Below are 17829 nucleotides of genomic sequence, written 5' to 3'. Positions count from 1 at the left end.
AAATTTATCTTTTTTGTCCTTAAGTGTTTCCACTGATATTGGTAATCCTGTTAAACTGATACCAACTTTATCTTAAGCATTTTACATCCAACTCTTATGTCAATATACAAAACCAGTGTGCTATGGTTAGCAAGTAGCCTTGCCTTAACAGCCTGTGCTAGCCACTCCCCCTCTTCTCAAACACCTTCTTTCACTACATCAGCAACCACGGTTAGCTCAACTACCGTGTCTGCAGGATGGCAAACGGAGAATACGTCTTTAAGTGCAGATAAAGCTACGTTTATTGCGGAGGTATCTCAGCGCTATCAGATTCCTGCAAGTTTTGTTGAAAAGATGTTAGATAGTGCCAAGATTAATGACCGAGTACTACGCCTTATGAGCCCCAAAACAACTGCTAAAGTAAAGCGTCATTGGGCGACTTATCGCAGCCGTTTTGTAGAACCTATCCGTATCCGCAAAGGGACAGCCTTTTGGAACAATAATCGAGGAGATTTAGCTGAGGCTGAACGTCAATATGGTGTTCCTGCTGCGGTTATTGCCGCAATTATTGGGGTAGAAACAGTTTATGGTGAGCAAATGGGGACATTCAATATCCGTGATGCTCTTTATTCACTTGGGTTTTATTATCCCGATCCCAATCGTCCTGATAAAGGGAAAATCTTTCGTAACCAACTAGCTGCATTGATTGCTCTCACCTATACAGGACATTTTGATGGATACCATGCTGAGGGCTCTTTTGCTGGTGCCTATGGTATGGGGCAATTTATGCCTGTTAGTATCATGCATTATGCCGTAGATGCAGATAATAATGGTCGAATTGAATTAGATAATAGTGTCAAAGATGCAATTTTTTCTGTAGCTAACTTTCTTGCAAAACATGGTTGGCAACGAAATATGCCAATTTTTGCCCCGGTGAAGTTGCCAGCCAATCCAGCTAAGCTGGTGGATGGTGATTTGGAAGCACATAGTTCTTGGGCACAATTACATTCCAAGGGGGCGACCACCTCAGTGAAAAATGCAAACTGGCAACAAGGTCTACGACTTGATGTGATTGACTTGCGCGACGATGTGTATGGAAATCATGAATATCGTGTGGCAACACAAAACTTTTTTGCGATTACCAAGTATAACCGAAGCTATTTCTATGCTGCATCGGTCGCTGACTTGGCTACAGTACTCGCAAACCAACAACTTGCCTCTGGTTATCAAGTCACTAAGCCATAATTTTTCAACACCACTTACGCCATTAGTCACAAGGACAAGTTAAAAAGCGTGTTCTGCTAATGGCGAAGAGAGAATCAGCGTGCTTAAAAGCAACCCCAGACTTGATCTGCAAGACTAATAAATAGGCTGGGATCGCGGTACCACATGAAGACCCCAGCTAAAATAAGCAATAAGCACAAGTAGATAAATAATTTTTTCATCTATTTCAACAGACTTTCTAGCTCAACAACCCAATTAGCAATGATTCTATATATATTCTTGTCTAGATGAGCCTTTAATCATATTTTAAGCAATACTTTGAGCAAGACGGCGATGAGGTCCTTCATTTACCCAAATATGCACAAGTGCTGCAAGCACACTCAATCCAATAGAAATATACCACACCAAATCGTAGCTGCCGTAAGTATCATATAACACGCCACCTAGCCATACCCCAAGAAAAGAACCTATTTGGTGACTAAAGAACACACACCCACTTAACATTGAGAAATGACGCAAACCAAAAACCTGTGCCACGATAGCGTTGGTTGGCGGCACTGTTGATAACCACAGCAGACCCATAGTAGCAGCAAATACATAAACGCTCATAGGGCTAAGTGGTGTACTAATAAAGATAATAATCACAATAGCACGTAGCATATAAATACCCAATAACAAAAAGCGTTTAGGATATTTTTGACCTAGTAAACCAATGCCATAGGTACCAAAAATATTAAATAAGCCAATCAAGGCAAGTGCAATACTACCTACATGGGGCTGCATGCCAAAATCCTTAATGTAGGAAGGTAAATGAACACCGATAAATACTACTTGGAAACCGCAGGTAAAGTACCCCACAATCAACAATAAAAAGCTACGATAACTAAAGGCTTCTACAATAGCTTCTTTAATACTTTGTTGACCAGCATGATGCCCTCCTCCTATGGCAGACTCACGCAAACCACGAGCAAGAATAATAATAGATAAGCTGAGTATTGCACAGAAAACCAGGGCATTTTGCCAATCTAACCAGTCAATAAGCACATTTTCTACAGGCACCATAAAGAATTGACCAAAAGAACCTGCTGCTGCAATTAATCCCATTGCCCAGGATCGCTTATCAGGGGAAATATTGCGTCCCAATACCCCATATACTACAGCGTAAGTAGTTCCTGATTGAGCAAAACCAATCAAACACCCTGTACTTAAAAAGAAACCCAGCGGAGTTGTACTATAGGCCATCCCTAGTAAACCCAAGGCATAAGTAAGTGAGCCTAGCATCAACACACGGTAGGCACCTAGTCGGTCTGCCAACATACCTAGAAAAATACCGAAGAATCCCCAGCTTAAATTCTGTAATGCAATGGCAAAAGAAAATGTAGAGCGATCCCAACCATTAGTAGCAATAATAGGTAGTTGCCACAAGCCAAAGCCATGACGAATCCCCATAGATAGCGTTACGATGATAGAGCCACAAATGAGTAGCTGACGTAAAGGAATTGTCCCCGTATTTGTTGTATTCATTTCCCACCCTAAATTTCAATAAAAAAAGACTGCTATAAAAACAGCCTTAAAAACACTGAGTCTAATACATCAACACAAACTCACTTCTGTATTTTCTGCCGCCTTGATTAAGGTTATCACACTGAATACAGATGAAAAATTTACACAATTGATTAATCGCTAATGACAGAGAATCACACCTAGTGACTTTTAATAATTGGCCAAGCCTTGTGTAAATAATAGAACATTGACCAAATGGTAAGCACTGCCGCTACATAAATCAAAATATTGCCCAACCATAAACCATCAATACCTAAAATAGGCTGAGCAAACATCAATAGAGGAATTGCTGTCATTTGTGCAGCAGTCTTAAACTTACCTAGCCAGTGTACAGCCACACTACCCCGTGATCCCAAGGTTGCCATCCACTCACGCAGTGCAGTAATCGCAATTTCACGCCCAATAATGATTAACACAATAAAGGAATCAATGCGGTTTAAATCTAATAGAATTAGCAAAGCGGCACAAACCATCAGCTTGTCCGCCACCGGATCTAAGAATGCCCCAAAAGAAGTCGTTTGATTCCAGCGTCGTGCCAACCAACCATCAAACCAATCAGTCAGTGCAGCAAACACAAAAGCAACGGCACCAATCGTATCGCGCAAATGGATACCCATCCACTCTGTAGGAAGATAATACAAAGCGACCACCAATGGAATCATGGCGATACGCATCCAAGTTAAAGCGATGGGAATATTCATAAAATTCTTCATAGGCATTATGCTATCACTAACTTAATTAATTAATGCAAAGATTCATAAATTTTTTCTGCAAGTTGTTGCGAAATTCCATCAACTGAACACAAATCCTCAACACTTGCATTCACTACTCCAGAAAAACCACCAAAACGAGCAAGCAGCTTTGAGCGTCTTTTAGCTCCCACACCCTCAATTTCTTCAAGACGAGACACATTGCGCTGTTTGGCACGTTTGGCACGCATGCCTGTAATAGCAAACCGGTGTGCCTCATCGCGAATATTGGCAATCAACATGAGGGCGGCAGAGCCCACTCCCAAGGCTAGAGGGGGACGACCATCGGTAAAGACTAGAGTTTCCAATCCAACTTTCCTCCCCTCTCCTTTTGCTACGCCAATGATTTTGCTAATATCTAGACCATACTCCTCAAATACTTGGCGAGCCATTTCAATTTGTCCCTTGCCCCCATCAATTAAAACAATATCTGGCATGGTATCAGGCTCTTCACTCGCCTTGGCATAGCGCCGTTGTAATGCTTGGCGCATTGCAGCATAGTCATCTCCTGGCGTGATGCCCACAATATTGAAACGTCGATAGCGAGAAGATTGCATGTCGTGATATTGATATACCACACAAGAAGCCTGGGTTGCCTCGCCAGAACTATGACTAATATCAAAACACTCAATCCATAAATTATTAAGACTATCTGGGTCTAATGGCAAGCCAAGTAGCTCAGCTAAAGCCAGTGTACGAGCTTCTTTAGCGCTGTTTTCAGACAGTACGCGCACCAAGGCAAGATGGGCATTTTTTTGTGCTAATTCTAACCAAACTTTCTGAGTCTCATTAGGACGCAAGACCAAACGAACCTTACGGGACTGTTGCTCCATCAATAAATCCAGCAACTCTTTATCAGGGAGTGGATGTGAGAGGATAAGCTGTGAGGGAAGCTGGTTATCTAGATAATGAGAAGCAAGAAAGGCTGCTAATACATCCGCTTCACTGTCGCCATTAACTTGAGTAGGAAAAACGGCTTTATCACCTAGGTGTCTCCCTCCTCGGACCATTGCTAAATTCACACAGCATTTGCCTTGCTCAAAAACCACAGCAATAATATCCACATCCACCTGAGCATTAAGTTCCATGGATTGACCACTCATCACAGTAGCCAAAGAGTGCATTTGATCCCGATAAAATGCGGCTTGCTCAAAGTTCCACTCGGCAGAGGCTTGCTGCATTTTTTGCTCAATATTGCTGATTACATCACTAGCCTGCCCTTCTAAAAAACGCAAAGCATTATTTGTGTCTTGCTGATAGTCTTCTTCAGAAATCAATCCCACACAAGGAGCTGTACAGCGATTAATCTGATGCAATAGACAGGGACGAGAACGATTACTAAAAACACTGTCTTCACAGGTGCGTAGGCGAAAGACCTTTTGTAAAATCTGAATAGAATCTCGTACCGCATAAGAGTTAGGAAATGGTCCAAAAAACCGTCCTGGTTTATTTGTGGAGCCGCGGTAATACGCCAAACGAGGGAATGCATGGTGGCTTAACATCAAATAGGGATACGATTTATCATCTCTAAAAAGAATATTGTATTTGGGGTGTAGGCTCTTAATCAGATTATTTTCTAGAATCAACGCCTCTGCTTCTGAACGTGTCACCGTATACTCTGTACGTACTGAACGTGCAATCATATGAGCGATACGAGGACTGGCGAGATTTTTCTGAAAATAGGAAGAGACACGTTTTTTTAAATCACGTGCCTTACCAACATAGAGTACCTCGTCATTTTCTCCGATATGTCGATACACACCAGGAAGATGAGGCAACTCATTTAAAAAAGATTTGAGCTTGATAGGATCTTGCATCTTGATAGCGTGTATATTGTTGCAACTCTGGCCAAGACATAAACGGTTGTTTAGGCAAAAGCCGTAACAAACGTTGTGTCGAGTCTGGGTTAATAGGTATATCTAACTGAGATAATAACTGGTCGGCTAAATCAGGACGATTGCATACCAGCACCATATCAGCACCAGCCGATAGTGCCGCCTTTGCTCTATCAGTGATATTACCAGCAACACTGGCTCCCTCCATCGTAAGGTCATCTGAGAAAATCATGCCCTGATAATGTAAACGCTGACGCAAAATATCTTGTAGCCAAATCTTAGAAAAACCAGCATTTTTACTATCTACTTTGGGGTAAATCACATGGGCAGGCATTACTGCTGGCAGTACCATATCACCTAGCCAGGTATAAGGCATAGAGTCTTCATTGAGAATATCTTCTAGCTCTCGCTCATCAACAGGAATAGCGATATGTGAATCAGCATCCACAAAACCATGTCCTGGGAAATGCTTACCACAAGCTGCCATCCCAGCCAAAGCCATGCCCTGAATCACCGATTTTGCTAATAGTGTTACTACGGTGGGGTTGCGGTGAAAGGAGCGGCTCCCAATCACGGTACTCACCTGGTAATCTAAATCTAATACGGGAGCAAAAGATAAATCAACATCACAAGCACGTAATTCAGCCGCTAATACATAGCCTATCTCTGTCGCTGCACGCAGAGCCAACATGGGTTCAGTATCGTAATATTTCCCCAAATCTTGCATGGAGGGTAGATGGGTAAAACCATTATCACGAAATCGCTGTACTCTCCCTCCTTCGTGGTCTACTGCAATGAGCAAAGGACCAGGACGTGCTGCACGTATCTGCTGAGTCAAGGCACAAAGCTGCTCAGGTGACTCATAATTACGGGCAAAAAGAATAATGCCACCTACCAATGGGTGTTGTATACGTTTTGCTTCCTCATCAGTTAAGGTTTTGCCCTGTACATCCACAAGTACAGAACCAGGAGTTAGTTGCTTCATTATTTCTCTCGTTTAAGTGTTTCTATTATGACAAAAGCCATCACTAAATCCGATTCATCGGTTAGTGAAACATGAGCAGCACCAAACCGCTCTTCATACCAGCTTTTTAATGGCTCCGATAAAACTACCACAGGCTTGCCACTAGGTTCATTCAGTATCTGTACTCTAGACCATGCCATTGGGTGGTGTATCCCCAGGCCGATAGCCTTGGAGAAAGCCTCTTTACCAGCAAAGCGAGTAGCTAGAAAGCGTAAACCTCGTTGACTATCACGGACATAGCGAGCTTGGAATTTTTGTTGCTCTTGAGCTCCCAGAATACGTTTAACAAAACGCTCACCAAACCTTGCAAAGGAAGACTCAATACGATGTAAATACAGCAAATCCGTACCTATACCTGCAATAGAGGGAGAAGTGAGTAATTCTTGCATGATTATACCTATTTGAGCCAACTATCCTGCGAGTGTGCCTATGATAATACCGGTTATTCAGTACAGTTAAGCCTGAGGCATCTCTGCCTTAATAAAGTGCTCACGATAGTAGGCTAATTCATCAATAGATTCTTTAATATCAGCAAGCGCCTCATGGCGTGATTTCTTTTCAAAACCCTTGTACACATCTGGTCGCCAACGTTTGGCTAATTCTTTAAAGGTGCTGACATCTACCGTACGGTAGTGCAAATAGGCTTCTAATTTAGGCATATATTTAAACATGAAGCGACGATCTTGGCTGACCGAGTTACCACATAAAGGCACCACCTTCTCAGGAATATACTGTTTTAAGAAAGTCAATAACTGTTCTTCTGCCTCAGCCTCTGTTAGCGTAGAGGCTTTTACCTTATCAATTAATCCTGAACGACCATGAGTGCCTTTATTCCATGCGTCCATGCCATTAAGTACCGCATCGCTTTGATGAATTACAAGCACAGGGGCTTCGGCTACAATAGTCAAATCTGCTTCGGTAATAATCAGTGCAACTTCGAGAATACGATCTTTTTCTGGGTCTAGTCCGCTCATTTCCATATCAATCCAGACTAAACGTTGTGTATTATTTGCCATAAAGCTTACTTCCTCATAAAATTAACGTTATTTTCGCATAGACTGATGGACTAATGCCGTGATGATGACTATTTTTTCGATTATTTTTATTGTTTTACTTTTGATACAAACCCTGACACAGTGCTATCTTAGCGTGCGTCAAATCCGTTATGTTAGCCAACACAAGGGACAAGTTCCAGAGGCTTTTGCCCATAAAATTAGTTTAACCAGTCATCAACGTGCGGCGGATTACACTATTGCACGTCAACGTCTACACCTTATCGAAATTTTTATTAATGTCATTGTACTCCTTGGTTTTACCTTATTTGGCGGTTTGACAGCACTTAACAACCTTATTGCAGAACATATTAGTTCTCCTATCTGGTATCAAATACTTCTTTTAATTACTGTTTCTGCAATTTCCCAAATTATAAGCTTACCCTTAGCATGGTATCGCACTTTTGTATTAGAGCAATCTTTTGGTTTTAATCGCATGACACCAGGGCTTTTTATCAAGGATTTAATCAAAGAAACCTTATTAGGGCTTGTAATTAGCATACCTTTGTTTTATGGTTTATTTGCTTTTTTAGAGGCTTTTTATACTCCCTATTGGTGGGTTTGGGCTTGGGCAGGCTTCTCTGTATTTATGCTCATAATGATGTTTATCGGCCCCACCATTATTATGCCTTTGTTCAATAAATTCACCCCTTTGGACAACCCTGAGTTACAAGAGCGTATTCAGTCCTTAGCCAAACGCGCCAATTTTGCACTCAAGGCCTTATTTGTGATGGATGGTTCCAAGCGTAGTGCCCATGGTAATGCGTTCTTTACAGGGTTTGGTAAAAATCGTCGCATTGTTTTTTTTGATACATTGCTCAGTAAACTTACCCCTGCCGAGATTGAGGCGGTACTAGCACATGAGCTTGGGCATTTCAAACACAAACATATTATCAAGCGTCTTATCATGATGTTTGTGATGATGTTTGTCTTCTTTGCTGTGCTAGGCTTTTTAATCGATAAAGTATGGTTCTATGCTGGCTTAGGAGTATTCCCAGGCATTAGCCAACCCATCTATGGTATTGCTATTGTGTTATTTATGTTGGTATTGCCTGTTTTCACCTTTTTATATACCCCTATCAGCAGTTGGTTCTCACGTAAAGATGAGTTTGAAGCCGATAGCTATGCCGCAAAACAAAGTGATGCACATGAGCTAATCAGCGCTTTGGTGAAATTGTATGATGATAACGCTAGCACACTTACACCAGATCCAGTACATTCAGCTTTCTACGATAGTCATCCTCCTGCGAGTATCCGCATAGCCCATTTAAAAGCAGCCATGCACTGATTTGAGAAAAAACACAGGAAAAATCTATGAAAGGACGTGTAATTACTGCTTATGGACGACATTTTACCGTGCAGCTAGAAGATGGCTCTATTCGTCATAGTTATATGAAAGGCAAAAAAACAGGGGTATGCGTGGGTGACTACGTACGACTTGCCTTACAAGGAGCAGAAGAAGCTCGCATTGAGGAGGTCTTACCTAGAGAGAATCTGCTATACCGCTCTGATGAGATGCGTTCAAAACAATTTGCTGCCAATGTAAATCAGTTGCTTATTGTGATTGCTGTACAACCCACATTTTCAGATGATTTACTCAGTCGAGCCTTGGTCGGGGCTTGGAGTGCCCATATTCAGCCTTTCATTCTTTTAAATAAGGTCGATTTAGTTGAAGACTACCCTGCCGCAAAGGAAAGACTAAAAGATTATGCCAACCTCGGTGTACCGATTATTGAAACAAGCACGCTAAATCCTGAACAATTACGCGCCCAGCTACTCCCTATTCTAGAAAATAAAACCAGTTTACTACTCGGTCAAAGTGCTATGGGAAAATCAAGTATTCTAAATGTCATTGTCCCTGATGCACAAGCTCACACCCAAGAACACTCTGTCGCTTTAGATGCGGGTAAGCATACCACCACGACAACAAGTCTTTATGCTTTACCTAAAATTAAGGGGGCAATTATTGATTCTCCAGGTTTCCAGAGCTTTGGGCTTAGGCATCTAAAAGCAGCGGAAGTAGTAGATGGTTTTCCTGAGTTTCATGACTATCTGCATCTTTGTAAATTCTATAATTGCACTCACCTACATGAGCCAGGTTGTGGGGTATTGCAAGCCTTAAAAGAAGGTAAGATTTCTGCAAAACGCCATGAAATGTACGAACGTATTTTAAATGAGTGTATGGCACCAGAGAAATATTAAAGTAACTTCATAATACGACCTCTTTAAAAATCAAGCATAATTTATTTGAAAAAATATTGCGTTTTTTCTTTGTCTTAAGACAGCGTTAAGATTTCCCTCCTATTCTTGCAAATCATCCATAAACCACGGATTTTTTGCCTATGAATAGCTATAAAGATTTTTTCGCAAAACTGCCCTCTTTTCAAATCAATAACCAAGTTTTTATCATTATTTCGGCTTTGTTTTTTACTATTTTCCAAAACACAGCCTTTTGGAGAAAAGCCTATGAACTCCAGTCTATCAGCTCATTTCATGACGCCTTGTTTTTTGCCTCTTTATTCTTTTTTATTTTCTGTGCATTAATTATCATTTTTGGCTGTTTATGCTGGAAATTTACAAGCAAAGTTTTTCTGACCTTCTTTTTGCTGACTAGTGCCACAACCAATTATTATGCACTTACCTATGGCGTTTACATGGATAAAACTATGGTTGCTAATGTGCTGCAAACCACGCCACAAGAGGCTTCAGGATTAATTACAGGAAAATATATCCTGTGGCTATGTATTTTTGGCATACTACCTACGTTTTTACTCTGGCGAACCAAGTTATTGCCATCGAGTAAATGGTGGAAAACCATTGTTATTCGTTTGGCGCTCATGGTGTTTGCCTTTGCCTTATTATTGGCAACAGGTCTTCCCTTTTATAAAAATTATGCCTCTTTTATCCGTAATAACCGTGAAATCGTAAAACTGTTAACCCCAAGCAATTATATCGTTGGATTGATTGGATATAGCAAACAGCTTATAGCGAAAAATAAACCGATTGAACCTATTGGCTTAGATGCCAAGGTGGTCGGGGCTCCCATGAAACCTAGTTTATTGATTTTTGTAGTAGGAGAAACTTCACGTGCACAAAATTTCGCACTTAATGGGTATCAACGTGAAACCAATCCCAATCTTCGTAAATATGCTGATTTAGTGAATTTCACACAAGCCTCTTCCTGTGGTACTGCTACAGCAGTATCCGTCCCCTGTATGTTTTCTCATATGACAAGGGAAGAATATTCTGCAAGCCGTGCTGAATTCCAAGAAAATGTACTTGATATTATCCAACGTGTCGGCATTCAAACTTATTGGCGTGACAATGATAGTGGTTGCAAAGGAGTATGTAACCGTATCCCGAATCAAGAAGTCGCACAATATCTTTCTGCAACGTCTGAAAACTCTAATGATGGTCTTTTTTATGATGATTTGCTATTGGCTGACTTGAATAAACATATTGATACCCAAACGGGTAATAAAATGATTGTATTACATACCGCAGGTAGCCATGGTCCGACCTATTATCAACGCTACCGTCATAACCTAGCTGGTCTTTTTACCCCAGACTGTGATACCAAACAAATAGAACAGTGCGACCATCAACAACTAGTCAATGCTTATGATAATACCATCTTGGCTATTGATGATATGCTCAATAAAACTATCCAATTCCTGCAAGGTTATGAGGATAAATACAATGTTGCCATGCTTTATCTATCTGATCATGGAGAGTCTTTAGGAGAAAATGGTATCTATTTGCATGGTACGCCTTATGTGGTAGCCCCCAAAGAACAAACCCATATTCCTATGATATTTTGGGCAAATGCTGGTTTTTATCGAGATAATCAGATAAATTTAACTTGTATGCAGAAGAAAGCACAGTCCGAAGCAGTATCACAAGACAATGTATTCCATACGTTATTAAGTTTCTGGCATATTCAAACCAAGGAACTCAATCCTAAACTTGACTTATTTAGTGGCTGTAGAGAGGGAAAGTAAACGGTAAAAATTGCGGATGACTGCTGCAGTAGCTCCCCAGATAAAATAATTTTTCCACGGCATAGAGAAATACTGTCTTAACGTACCTGTACCAACAGGAACTTCGTGCAAAAAATGGTTATCTGGGTTAAGAAGAAAGCTCAGCGGTACAGCAAACACCTCATCCACCTCATCACGGCTTATAGTTAACTGATAATCAGATTTAACCAAGCCCACCACTGGAGACATAAGAAAGCCTGTTCCCGTAAAGAAATCAGGCAGCACTCCAATAATATCAATATCTTTGGAGGTTAAACCAATTTCTTCAAGTGTCTCTCTGAGTGCCGTATCCACAATAGAAGAATCAGTCTCATCTACCCTACCTCCCGGAAAACTAATTTGCCCGCTGTGCTTCTTGAGATGAGAAGCGCGTCGAGTAAGGATCATCTGCATGCCTTGCTTAGTCTCTACCAATGGCATCAAGGTCGCAGCAGGAATATAAGGCGTTTGCTGATGAAGCTGGCGTTTTTCTTCATTCCAGGCGGCAATAATAGGATCTTCTAAACAGGTGCTGTCTTGAACAAAAGCTGCACGAATAAAGTCTGGCGTGATGAGTGCATCTGGAATAGCCAATAACCCATTATTCGCCCTCTGTGACTGCTGAGTCTGCGGATCAAAACTAGGATTGCCATGTTTGATGTTGTTATTGACCATTTTTCCACTGATATGCTGAGTTGATTACACCAAGCACCCTACTTTAATACCTGAATGCGATTCAATAAGTAGCCATACCCTTGTGCCTGCATTTGATCTTTGGGAATAAAGCGTAATGCTGCCCCATTGATACAATAACGCAGTCCTCCCCTATCTCTCGGACCATCTTCAAACACATGACCAAGATGGGCATCTGCCACTCGTGAACGCACCTCGATACGATTCATGTTATAACTTGTATCGCGACGATATTTCACTACTTCTGGGGCAATAGGTTTCACAAAACTTGGCCAGCCACATTGCGAATCGAATTTGTCAGATGAGGAAAATAGCGGCTCTCCACTCACCACATCCACATAAATACCTGGTTCAAAAAAGTTCCAATACTGATTGGTGAATGCTCGCTCTGTTGCCGCATGTTGAGTAATTTCATAGGCTTGTGTGCTGAGCTTTTGGCGAATCTCTTCATCACTGGGTTTATGATAAGAGGTTGGGTCGACAATCACCTCATCGGCTTTAGTCACATCAATATGACAATAACCGTTAGGGTTCTTTTGCAAATAGTCTTGGTGGTATTCCTCTGCTGGGTAATAGTTATCCAGCGGTTTTACCTCAACAACGATGGGCCTATCCCAATTCTTACTTTCCTCTTGGATAGCCTTATCAATAATAGGTTTCTGAGCAATATCAGTATAGTAAATCCCCGTGCGGTATTGAATACCACGATCATTGCCTTGCTTGTTAAGACTGGTTGGATCTATCACCCTGAAATAATATTGCAAAATAACAGGGAGTGTTAGTTGATTGGCATCATAGGTGATTTTTACTGTTTCGGCATGACCACTACCAGCTATAACATCTTGATAACTAGGATTGGCAGTCTGCCCATTAGCATAACCTGACTCCACATCAAGCACGCCAGAAATACGTTGAAAATACGCCTCCATACCCCAGAAGCAACCACCTGCCAAGTAAACTATTTCGCTTTTTATAGGTTTTTGAGTGTTATCGTAAGCCTTTAATGGATGACTAGAAGTAGCTTTTTCAAGAGAAACTGTAGAATCTTTCATAATATTCTTTACATCGTGAATCGTGATGGAGCCTCGCTGCATACGCTCTATCTCACCAGTTTCATTAAGAAACATAGAAGTCGGATAAACTCGAACGCCTAGGCTTTTTGCTATTGTACCTTGTGGATTGAGAAGTACGGTAAGATTTTTAATCTGAGGAAGTTTTTTTAGCCATTCTTGAGTCGCTGCAAGAGGTTTTTCCCCCAGGTAACCGGGAGACATAATAGTAATCACATTAAAATCAGGCTTAGAAGCAGCAAGCTCGTTGAGCTCTTCAAGCTCAGACAGACATAAAGGACACCAACTCGCCCAAAATTTTACATAGGTTTTACGGCTTTTATCAATAGGCACCGACCTACCATCAGCATTTTTTAAGTCAGAAATTTGCTTAAGAATACCCCCTGGGAATATTGGCTGTATGCTAGACATTTGCTGTGTACTAGACGCATGTGCCACATTAAGAGCCAACATCAGCCCCAAAAATAAGAAAATACCTCCCGCTAGCCATCTTTGCAAAAACCTCCATAATTCCCCAACAACTAGAGTTAGCATCGCATGTATTGTTCTTGATGAGGCATCCCTCATTGATTGTTGATGATGTAAGTTGTTTTGAGTTAAAGGATGCTGAAGTAAAGAATCCTCTGAAGACAAAAAAGGATACACCAAGGTTTTTTGCATAATACTCTTCCACACCAATGTAATGAAACTTTTGAACTTAAAAATTTAGATTCTAATTATAAATGTCTATGCGTTTGGAGGATAGTTCAAACTAAACGTTTCTTAATCTAGGGAATAACTCAAACTAAATGTCTATGAATCAGGGGGATGGTTCAAACTAAGTGTCTATAAACTTGGAGGTAACTTAAACGCCAAAATGCAAAAAGCCGAGTTACTAAAAACTCGGCCTCTTTGCTAATTAAGCTACAACACAAAGTATTAGTCTTTGCGAGCAGATAATTTTTCTTTAATACGAGCAGATTTACCTGAGCGATCGCGTAAGTAGTAGAGCTTAGCACGACGTACATCACCGCGACGTTTAACTTCGATAGAAGCAATTTGTGGTGAGTATAATTGGAAAGTACGCTCAACCGCTTCACCAGAAGAAATTTTACGAACGATGAAAGCAGAGTTTAAACCACGATTACGCTTAGCGATAACAACACCCTCATAGGCTTGTTGGCGTTTACGGTTACCCTCAACAACGTTAACGTTAACCACAACAGTATCACCTGGAGCAAATTCAACAACAGGTTTACCACCAGTTAAGCGAGCGATTTCTTCTTGCTCAAGTTTTTCAATTAAGTTCATGTTTTTTCCTTAAAACCATCATACGCAACCCTAACCATTGATATAAAAACACTAAAAGCATATTTATAATCACTCTTACCCTTTAAGAGTGATAGTTGCCAGAGGATGGGAACTAAACTATTAATTCTATAGAAAAATATTGCTTTTATCAAGTAGTTAATGCCAGTTTATCAGTAATATCTCACCTAACAACCACGATGTAGCATAAATAATACGTAGAGACAATTTCTCTACTAAGCTTTTATTCTCTATATAGGCGGATTTCAAAGCGCTTTGTGAATGATTGGATTAATTGAGTGAATTAAACATAAAAACCACAATCATAAAAAAGCTCTTGCAAAAAATACTGTATAGTTGTACAGTACTATATATGCATACAGCATAGCCGTGCTTGATGCATTAGGCAGTCGGGTTTAGGGTTCCGATTTCCATCTACCTGCGAGGTGAGCATTTATAGCAGGTAGATGGTGCCTTCTTTTTAAGCATTGTACCGGCAGTGATAGGTTTATGACAGGTTAAAGCACCTTTCATAGCAGTATGGCCACACCAGTTATAGCTGTCATTTTAGGGTAAGCACAAACACATGCTGGTATTTATACAGTATTTAGATTTTATTGACTTAAGTGAAGTATTGTTGATACACACTTACAGTATAGATTAGGAGGTTTATCATGAAAACAACATCAACTGCTCATAATCGTCCATCACTTTCTACTGTAGCAACTAGACGTCATGTATCGTCTGTAGCACAGGGACCACTCCCCTCTTGCCGCCCTTTGCAGGACTGGGCCAATATGCCTCACCCAGTAGTTCGCGGTCTACGTAGTGACCTACGTGCATTAGTGCGTTACTTTTCTCGCTATGGGAGTGAGGCGATGATGGCTCTCCTATGGGCTAGTCTTATTCCCTCTATGACAGTATTAGGAACATTAGCAGGATACTAGCCTACCACCTAATCCTATGCGTTATCCGCTTGCTGTTATTCCCCAAAGACATAGTTATTTTGCTGTGGTTATACAACAAAGCCACCCAAGGCAGCCTATACAAATACCGGCTACTCATCCAGGATAAACTGCAGCGACAATTCTACCTCCACACACCAGCCACAATGCATAAGTCTCTGTCACTTGTCATAACAGAGACTTATTCCTAATCATATGGACGATTACACACGAATATCAGCTACTACTTTGCTAGAAAGTACTGCTGCGGAAAGTGCTTCTACGCGAGGTAGCAAATGTGCAGCATAGAATATCGCTGTCTCTAGTTTACGCACATACCGCTCTTCAGTCTTACCCTCACAAACTAATGCTGCTCGTGCTAAATGCCAGCCAGCATGAATATATCCTGCGAGCATCAAGAAAGGCACACTACTACTAAAGGCTGCACGTAATTCTTTGTTTGCCCCCATTGCAAGTACAGCATCAATGGCAGCACTGTAAGCCTCTACTGCACCCTCAAGTTGAGTCGCGATAAAGCCCAATCGCTCAGAACCTGCAGCTTTTAACGCCTCTACTGTCTTATCCATTTCTGCTACAAAATGCTTAGCCACAGCCCCACCATCTCGCCAGGTCTTACGACCAACAAAATCATTAGCCTGAATGGCTGTCGTGCCTTCATAGATAGGGAGAATACGTGCATCACGGTAATGTTGAGCAGCCCCTGTTTCTTCAATAAAGCCCATACCTCCATGAACTTGTACTCCCAAGGAGGTCACTTCAAGCGACATTTCTGTAGAGAATGCTTTCACAATAGGTACCATGTACTCTTGTAAAGCCTTAGCCTGCTTACGAACCGTCTCATCAGGGTGATGAGATGCAATATCTTGATGCATTGCTGTATACAGGGCAGTCGCTCTAGCCCCCTGTATAAGTGACTTCATAGTATGCAACATACGCTGCACATCAGGATGATTCACAATCGCTACAGCTTCGGCAGATCCCTCAATAGCATTGCCCTGGATGCGGTCCTGTGCATAAGCTAATGCATGTTGGTAAGCTCGCTCCGATATAGCAACCCCCTGCACCCCGACATTAAAACGGGCCTCGTTCATCATCACAAACATATGTGCAAGCCCTTCGTTTTCCTTGCCAATAAGATAACCAATGGCACCGCCTTCTCCAACCTCACCTTTATTGTCACCAAAAAGCAAGACAGCGGTAGGGCTAGCATGAATCCCTAGTTTGTGTTCGACCGAGGCACACCATACATCATTACGTTTACCCAGTGAACCATCTTCATTGACCAGGAATTTAGGTACGATAAAAAGAGAAATCCCCTTGACTCCAGGAGGCGCATCAGGCGTACGAGCCAGAACAAGGTGAACAATATTCTCTGACATATCATGCTCACCATAAGTAATAAAAATCTTTTGACCTGTGATGCGATAAGTCCCATCATCTTGTTTGATTGCTTTTGTCTTGAGCAAAGCCAAATCAGATCCAGCCTGTGGCTCTGTTAAGTTCATCGTACCAGTCCACCGTCCATCAATCATTGGTGGAATAAAGATTTGTTTTTGCTCTTCTGAACCTGCTTGGCGGACTGCCTCAATACAACCATCTGTCAACAAAGGGCATAGAGCAAATGCAATATTGGCAGTGTTTAAGTTTTCAGAAGTAATAGAGGCAATCAATTTAGGAAAATTTTGACCACCATACTCAGTTTCATGCTGTAATCCCTGCCAACCTGCTTGTGTGTAGGCAGCTAATGCCTCTCGAAAACCAGGAGAGGTTTTCACAACACCATTATCCCATTGGCAAGGCTGCTTATCCCCTACTGTGTTAAGTGGAGCCACTTGCTCCTCAACAAAACGGGCATTTTCTTCAAGTACCGCAGGGACAATGTCATCAGTAATTTCTTCAAACCCAGGCAAGGCTTGTACCTGCTTTAAGAGCCCCATATCAAAAAGGTTAAATTGAAAATCATCGACAGCTGCTTTAAAGCTCATGGCAATCACCTCTTTCAAACATTTGTTTAATATCAATGCAGTATAAGTGAATTTTTATAAAGACTAAATAGGTATTAGCCCAAATAAGGGTAATTCCCAGTAAAGATTCAATAAGCATCAATTCTAGCAGCGGTAATTCCTAGTAAAGACTCAATAAGCATCAGTTCTAGCAGCGGTAATTCCCAATAAAAGATTGGAATAACTACACCATACAAGCCATATATTCATACCTACAATTTATTGACCGCTATTTAACCTCCTCCCCTATGCTTGCACAAGAGGATTCCTACTGCGTCTAACGATACTGCCTGTTAGCTCACGTCAGTGGGTTCGTGCTGCTGACTGCACGACCAGCACAGCTCACTTCACACGCACTACGGGCAA

15 protein-coding genes are annotated in these 17829 nt (G+C 41.4%); 5 read left to right on the top strand and 10 right to left on the bottom strand.

Going from position 1 to position 17829, the window contains the following annotated elements:
• Positions 1-96 precede the first annotated feature (96 nt).
• Positions 97-1224 (top strand): lytic murein transglycosylase B, encoded by a 1128-nt coding sequence (gene mltB, locus HKX40_RS01845; RefSeq protein WP_171587877.1) that lies wholly within the window; start codon positions 97-99, stop codon positions 1222-1224.
• Positions 1225-1509: 285 nt separating this feature from the next.
• Here mltB and HKX40_RS01840 read toward each other — a convergent pair whose 3' ends face one another.
• From HKX40_RS01840 to orn, 6 genes are all read right to left on the bottom strand, one after another.
• On the bottom strand, positions 1510-2727 hold the full coding sequence (locus HKX40_RS01840) for an MFS transporter (protein WP_171587876.1): 1218 nt from the start codon (positions 2725-2727) through the stop codon (positions 1510-1512).
• Positions 2728-2906: 179 nt separating this feature from the next.
• A complete protein-coding gene (gene pgsA / locus HKX40_RS01835; RefSeq protein WP_425500431.1) occupies positions 2907-3479 on the bottom strand; it encodes a CDP-diacylglycerol--glycerol-3-phosphate 3-phosphatidyltransferase in 573 nt (190 codons plus the stop codon).
• A gap of 29 nt (positions 3480-3508) precedes the next feature.
• Positions 3509-5332 carry an excinuclease ABC subunit UvrC gene (gene uvrC / locus HKX40_RS01830; RefSeq protein ID WP_171587874.1) on the bottom strand — a complete coding sequence of 608 codons (1824 nt, stop codon included), beginning with the start codon at positions 5330-5332 and terminating at the stop codon, positions 3509-3511.
• On the bottom strand, positions 5295-6335 hold the full coding sequence (gene nagZ / locus HKX40_RS01825) for a beta-N-acetylhexosaminidase (RefSeq protein ID WP_171587873.1): 1041 nt from the start codon (positions 6333-6335) through the stop codon (positions 5295-5297). Before nagZ ends, uvrC begins: the two co-directional genes overlap by 38 nt.
• Entirely contained in the window at positions 6335-6763 is a 429-nt protein-coding gene (gene acpS, locus HKX40_RS01820; protein WP_171587872.1) for a holo-ACP synthase, read from the bottom strand. The genes nagZ and acpS overlap by 1 nt, the downstream gene beginning before the upstream one ends.
• A 66-nt stretch (positions 6764-6829) precedes the next feature.
• On the bottom strand, positions 6830-7390 hold the full coding sequence (gene orn, locus HKX40_RS01815; RefSeq protein WP_171587871.1) for an oligoribonuclease: 561 nt from the start codon (positions 7388-7390) through the stop codon (positions 6830-6832).
• Between the two features lie 64 nt (positions 7391-7454).
• Here orn and HKX40_RS01810 point away from each other — a divergent pair, with 64 nt between their 5' ends.
• From HKX40_RS01810 to HKX40_RS01800, 3 genes are all read left to right on the top strand, one after another.
• Positions 7455-8714, top strand: coding sequence for a M48 family metallopeptidase (locus HKX40_RS01810; protein ID WP_171588063.1), 1260 nt, complete (start codon positions 7455-7457; stop codon positions 8712-8714).
• Between the two features lie 26 nt (positions 8715-8740).
• Positions 8741-9628 carry a ribosome small subunit-dependent GTPase A gene (gene rsgA, locus HKX40_RS01805; RefSeq protein ID WP_171587870.1) on the top strand — a complete coding sequence of 296 codons (888 nt, stop codon included), beginning with the start codon at positions 8741-8743 and terminating at the stop codon, positions 9626-9628.
• Positions 9629-9768: 140 nt separating this feature from the next.
• Entirely contained in the window at positions 9769-11427 is a 1659-nt protein-coding gene (locus HKX40_RS01800) for a phosphoethanolamine transferase (protein WP_171587869.1), read from the top strand.
• On the opposite strand, the gene HKX40_RS01795 is transcribed toward HKX40_RS01800, so the two are convergent.
• From HKX40_RS01795 to rplS, 3 genes are all read right to left on the bottom strand, one after another.
• Positions 11398-12120 (bottom strand): CoA pyrophosphatase, encoded by a 723-nt coding sequence (locus HKX40_RS01795; RefSeq protein WP_171587868.1) that lies wholly within the window; start codon positions 12118-12120, stop codon positions 11398-11400. The two genes, HKX40_RS01800 and HKX40_RS01795, sit on opposite strands and share 30 nt — an antisense overlap.
• Before the next feature lie 38 nt (positions 12121-12158).
• A complete protein-coding gene (msrAB, locus tag HKX40_RS01790; RefSeq protein ID WP_216605135.1) occupies positions 12159-13706 on the bottom strand; it encodes a bifunctional peptide-methionine (S)-S-oxide reductase MsrA/peptide-methionine (R)-S-oxide reductase MsrB in 1548 nt (515 codons plus the stop codon).
• A gap of 420 nt (positions 13707-14126) precedes the next feature.
• Positions 14127-14498 (bottom strand): 50S ribosomal protein L19, encoded by a 372-nt coding sequence (rplS, locus tag HKX40_RS01785; protein ID WP_171587867.1) that lies wholly within the window; start codon positions 14496-14498, stop codon positions 14127-14129.
• Positions 14499-15169: 671 nt separating this feature from the next.
• Here rplS and HKX40_RS01780 point away from each other — a divergent pair.
• Positions 15170-15442 (top strand): hypothetical protein, encoded by a 273-nt coding sequence (locus HKX40_RS01780; RefSeq protein WP_171587866.1) that lies wholly within the window; start codon positions 15170-15172, stop codon positions 15440-15442.
• A gap of 221 nt (positions 15443-15663) precedes the next feature.
• On the opposite strand, the gene HKX40_RS01775 is transcribed toward HKX40_RS01780, so the two are convergent.
• Entirely contained in the window at positions 15664-17445 is a 1782-nt protein-coding gene (locus HKX40_RS01775) for an acyl-CoA dehydrogenase (protein WP_171587865.1), read from the bottom strand.
• Positions 17446-17829: the final 384 nt, after the last annotated feature.

Origin of the sequence: Pelistega europaea (genome assembly GCF_013133775.1) — a bacterium.
Lineage (GTDB): Bacteria > Pseudomonadota > Gammaproteobacteria > Burkholderiales > Burkholderiaceae_B > Taylorella > Taylorella europaea.
The sequence above is the reverse complement of the archived record's forward strand: the minus strand, read 5'-3'. Positions and strand labels throughout refer to the sequence as shown.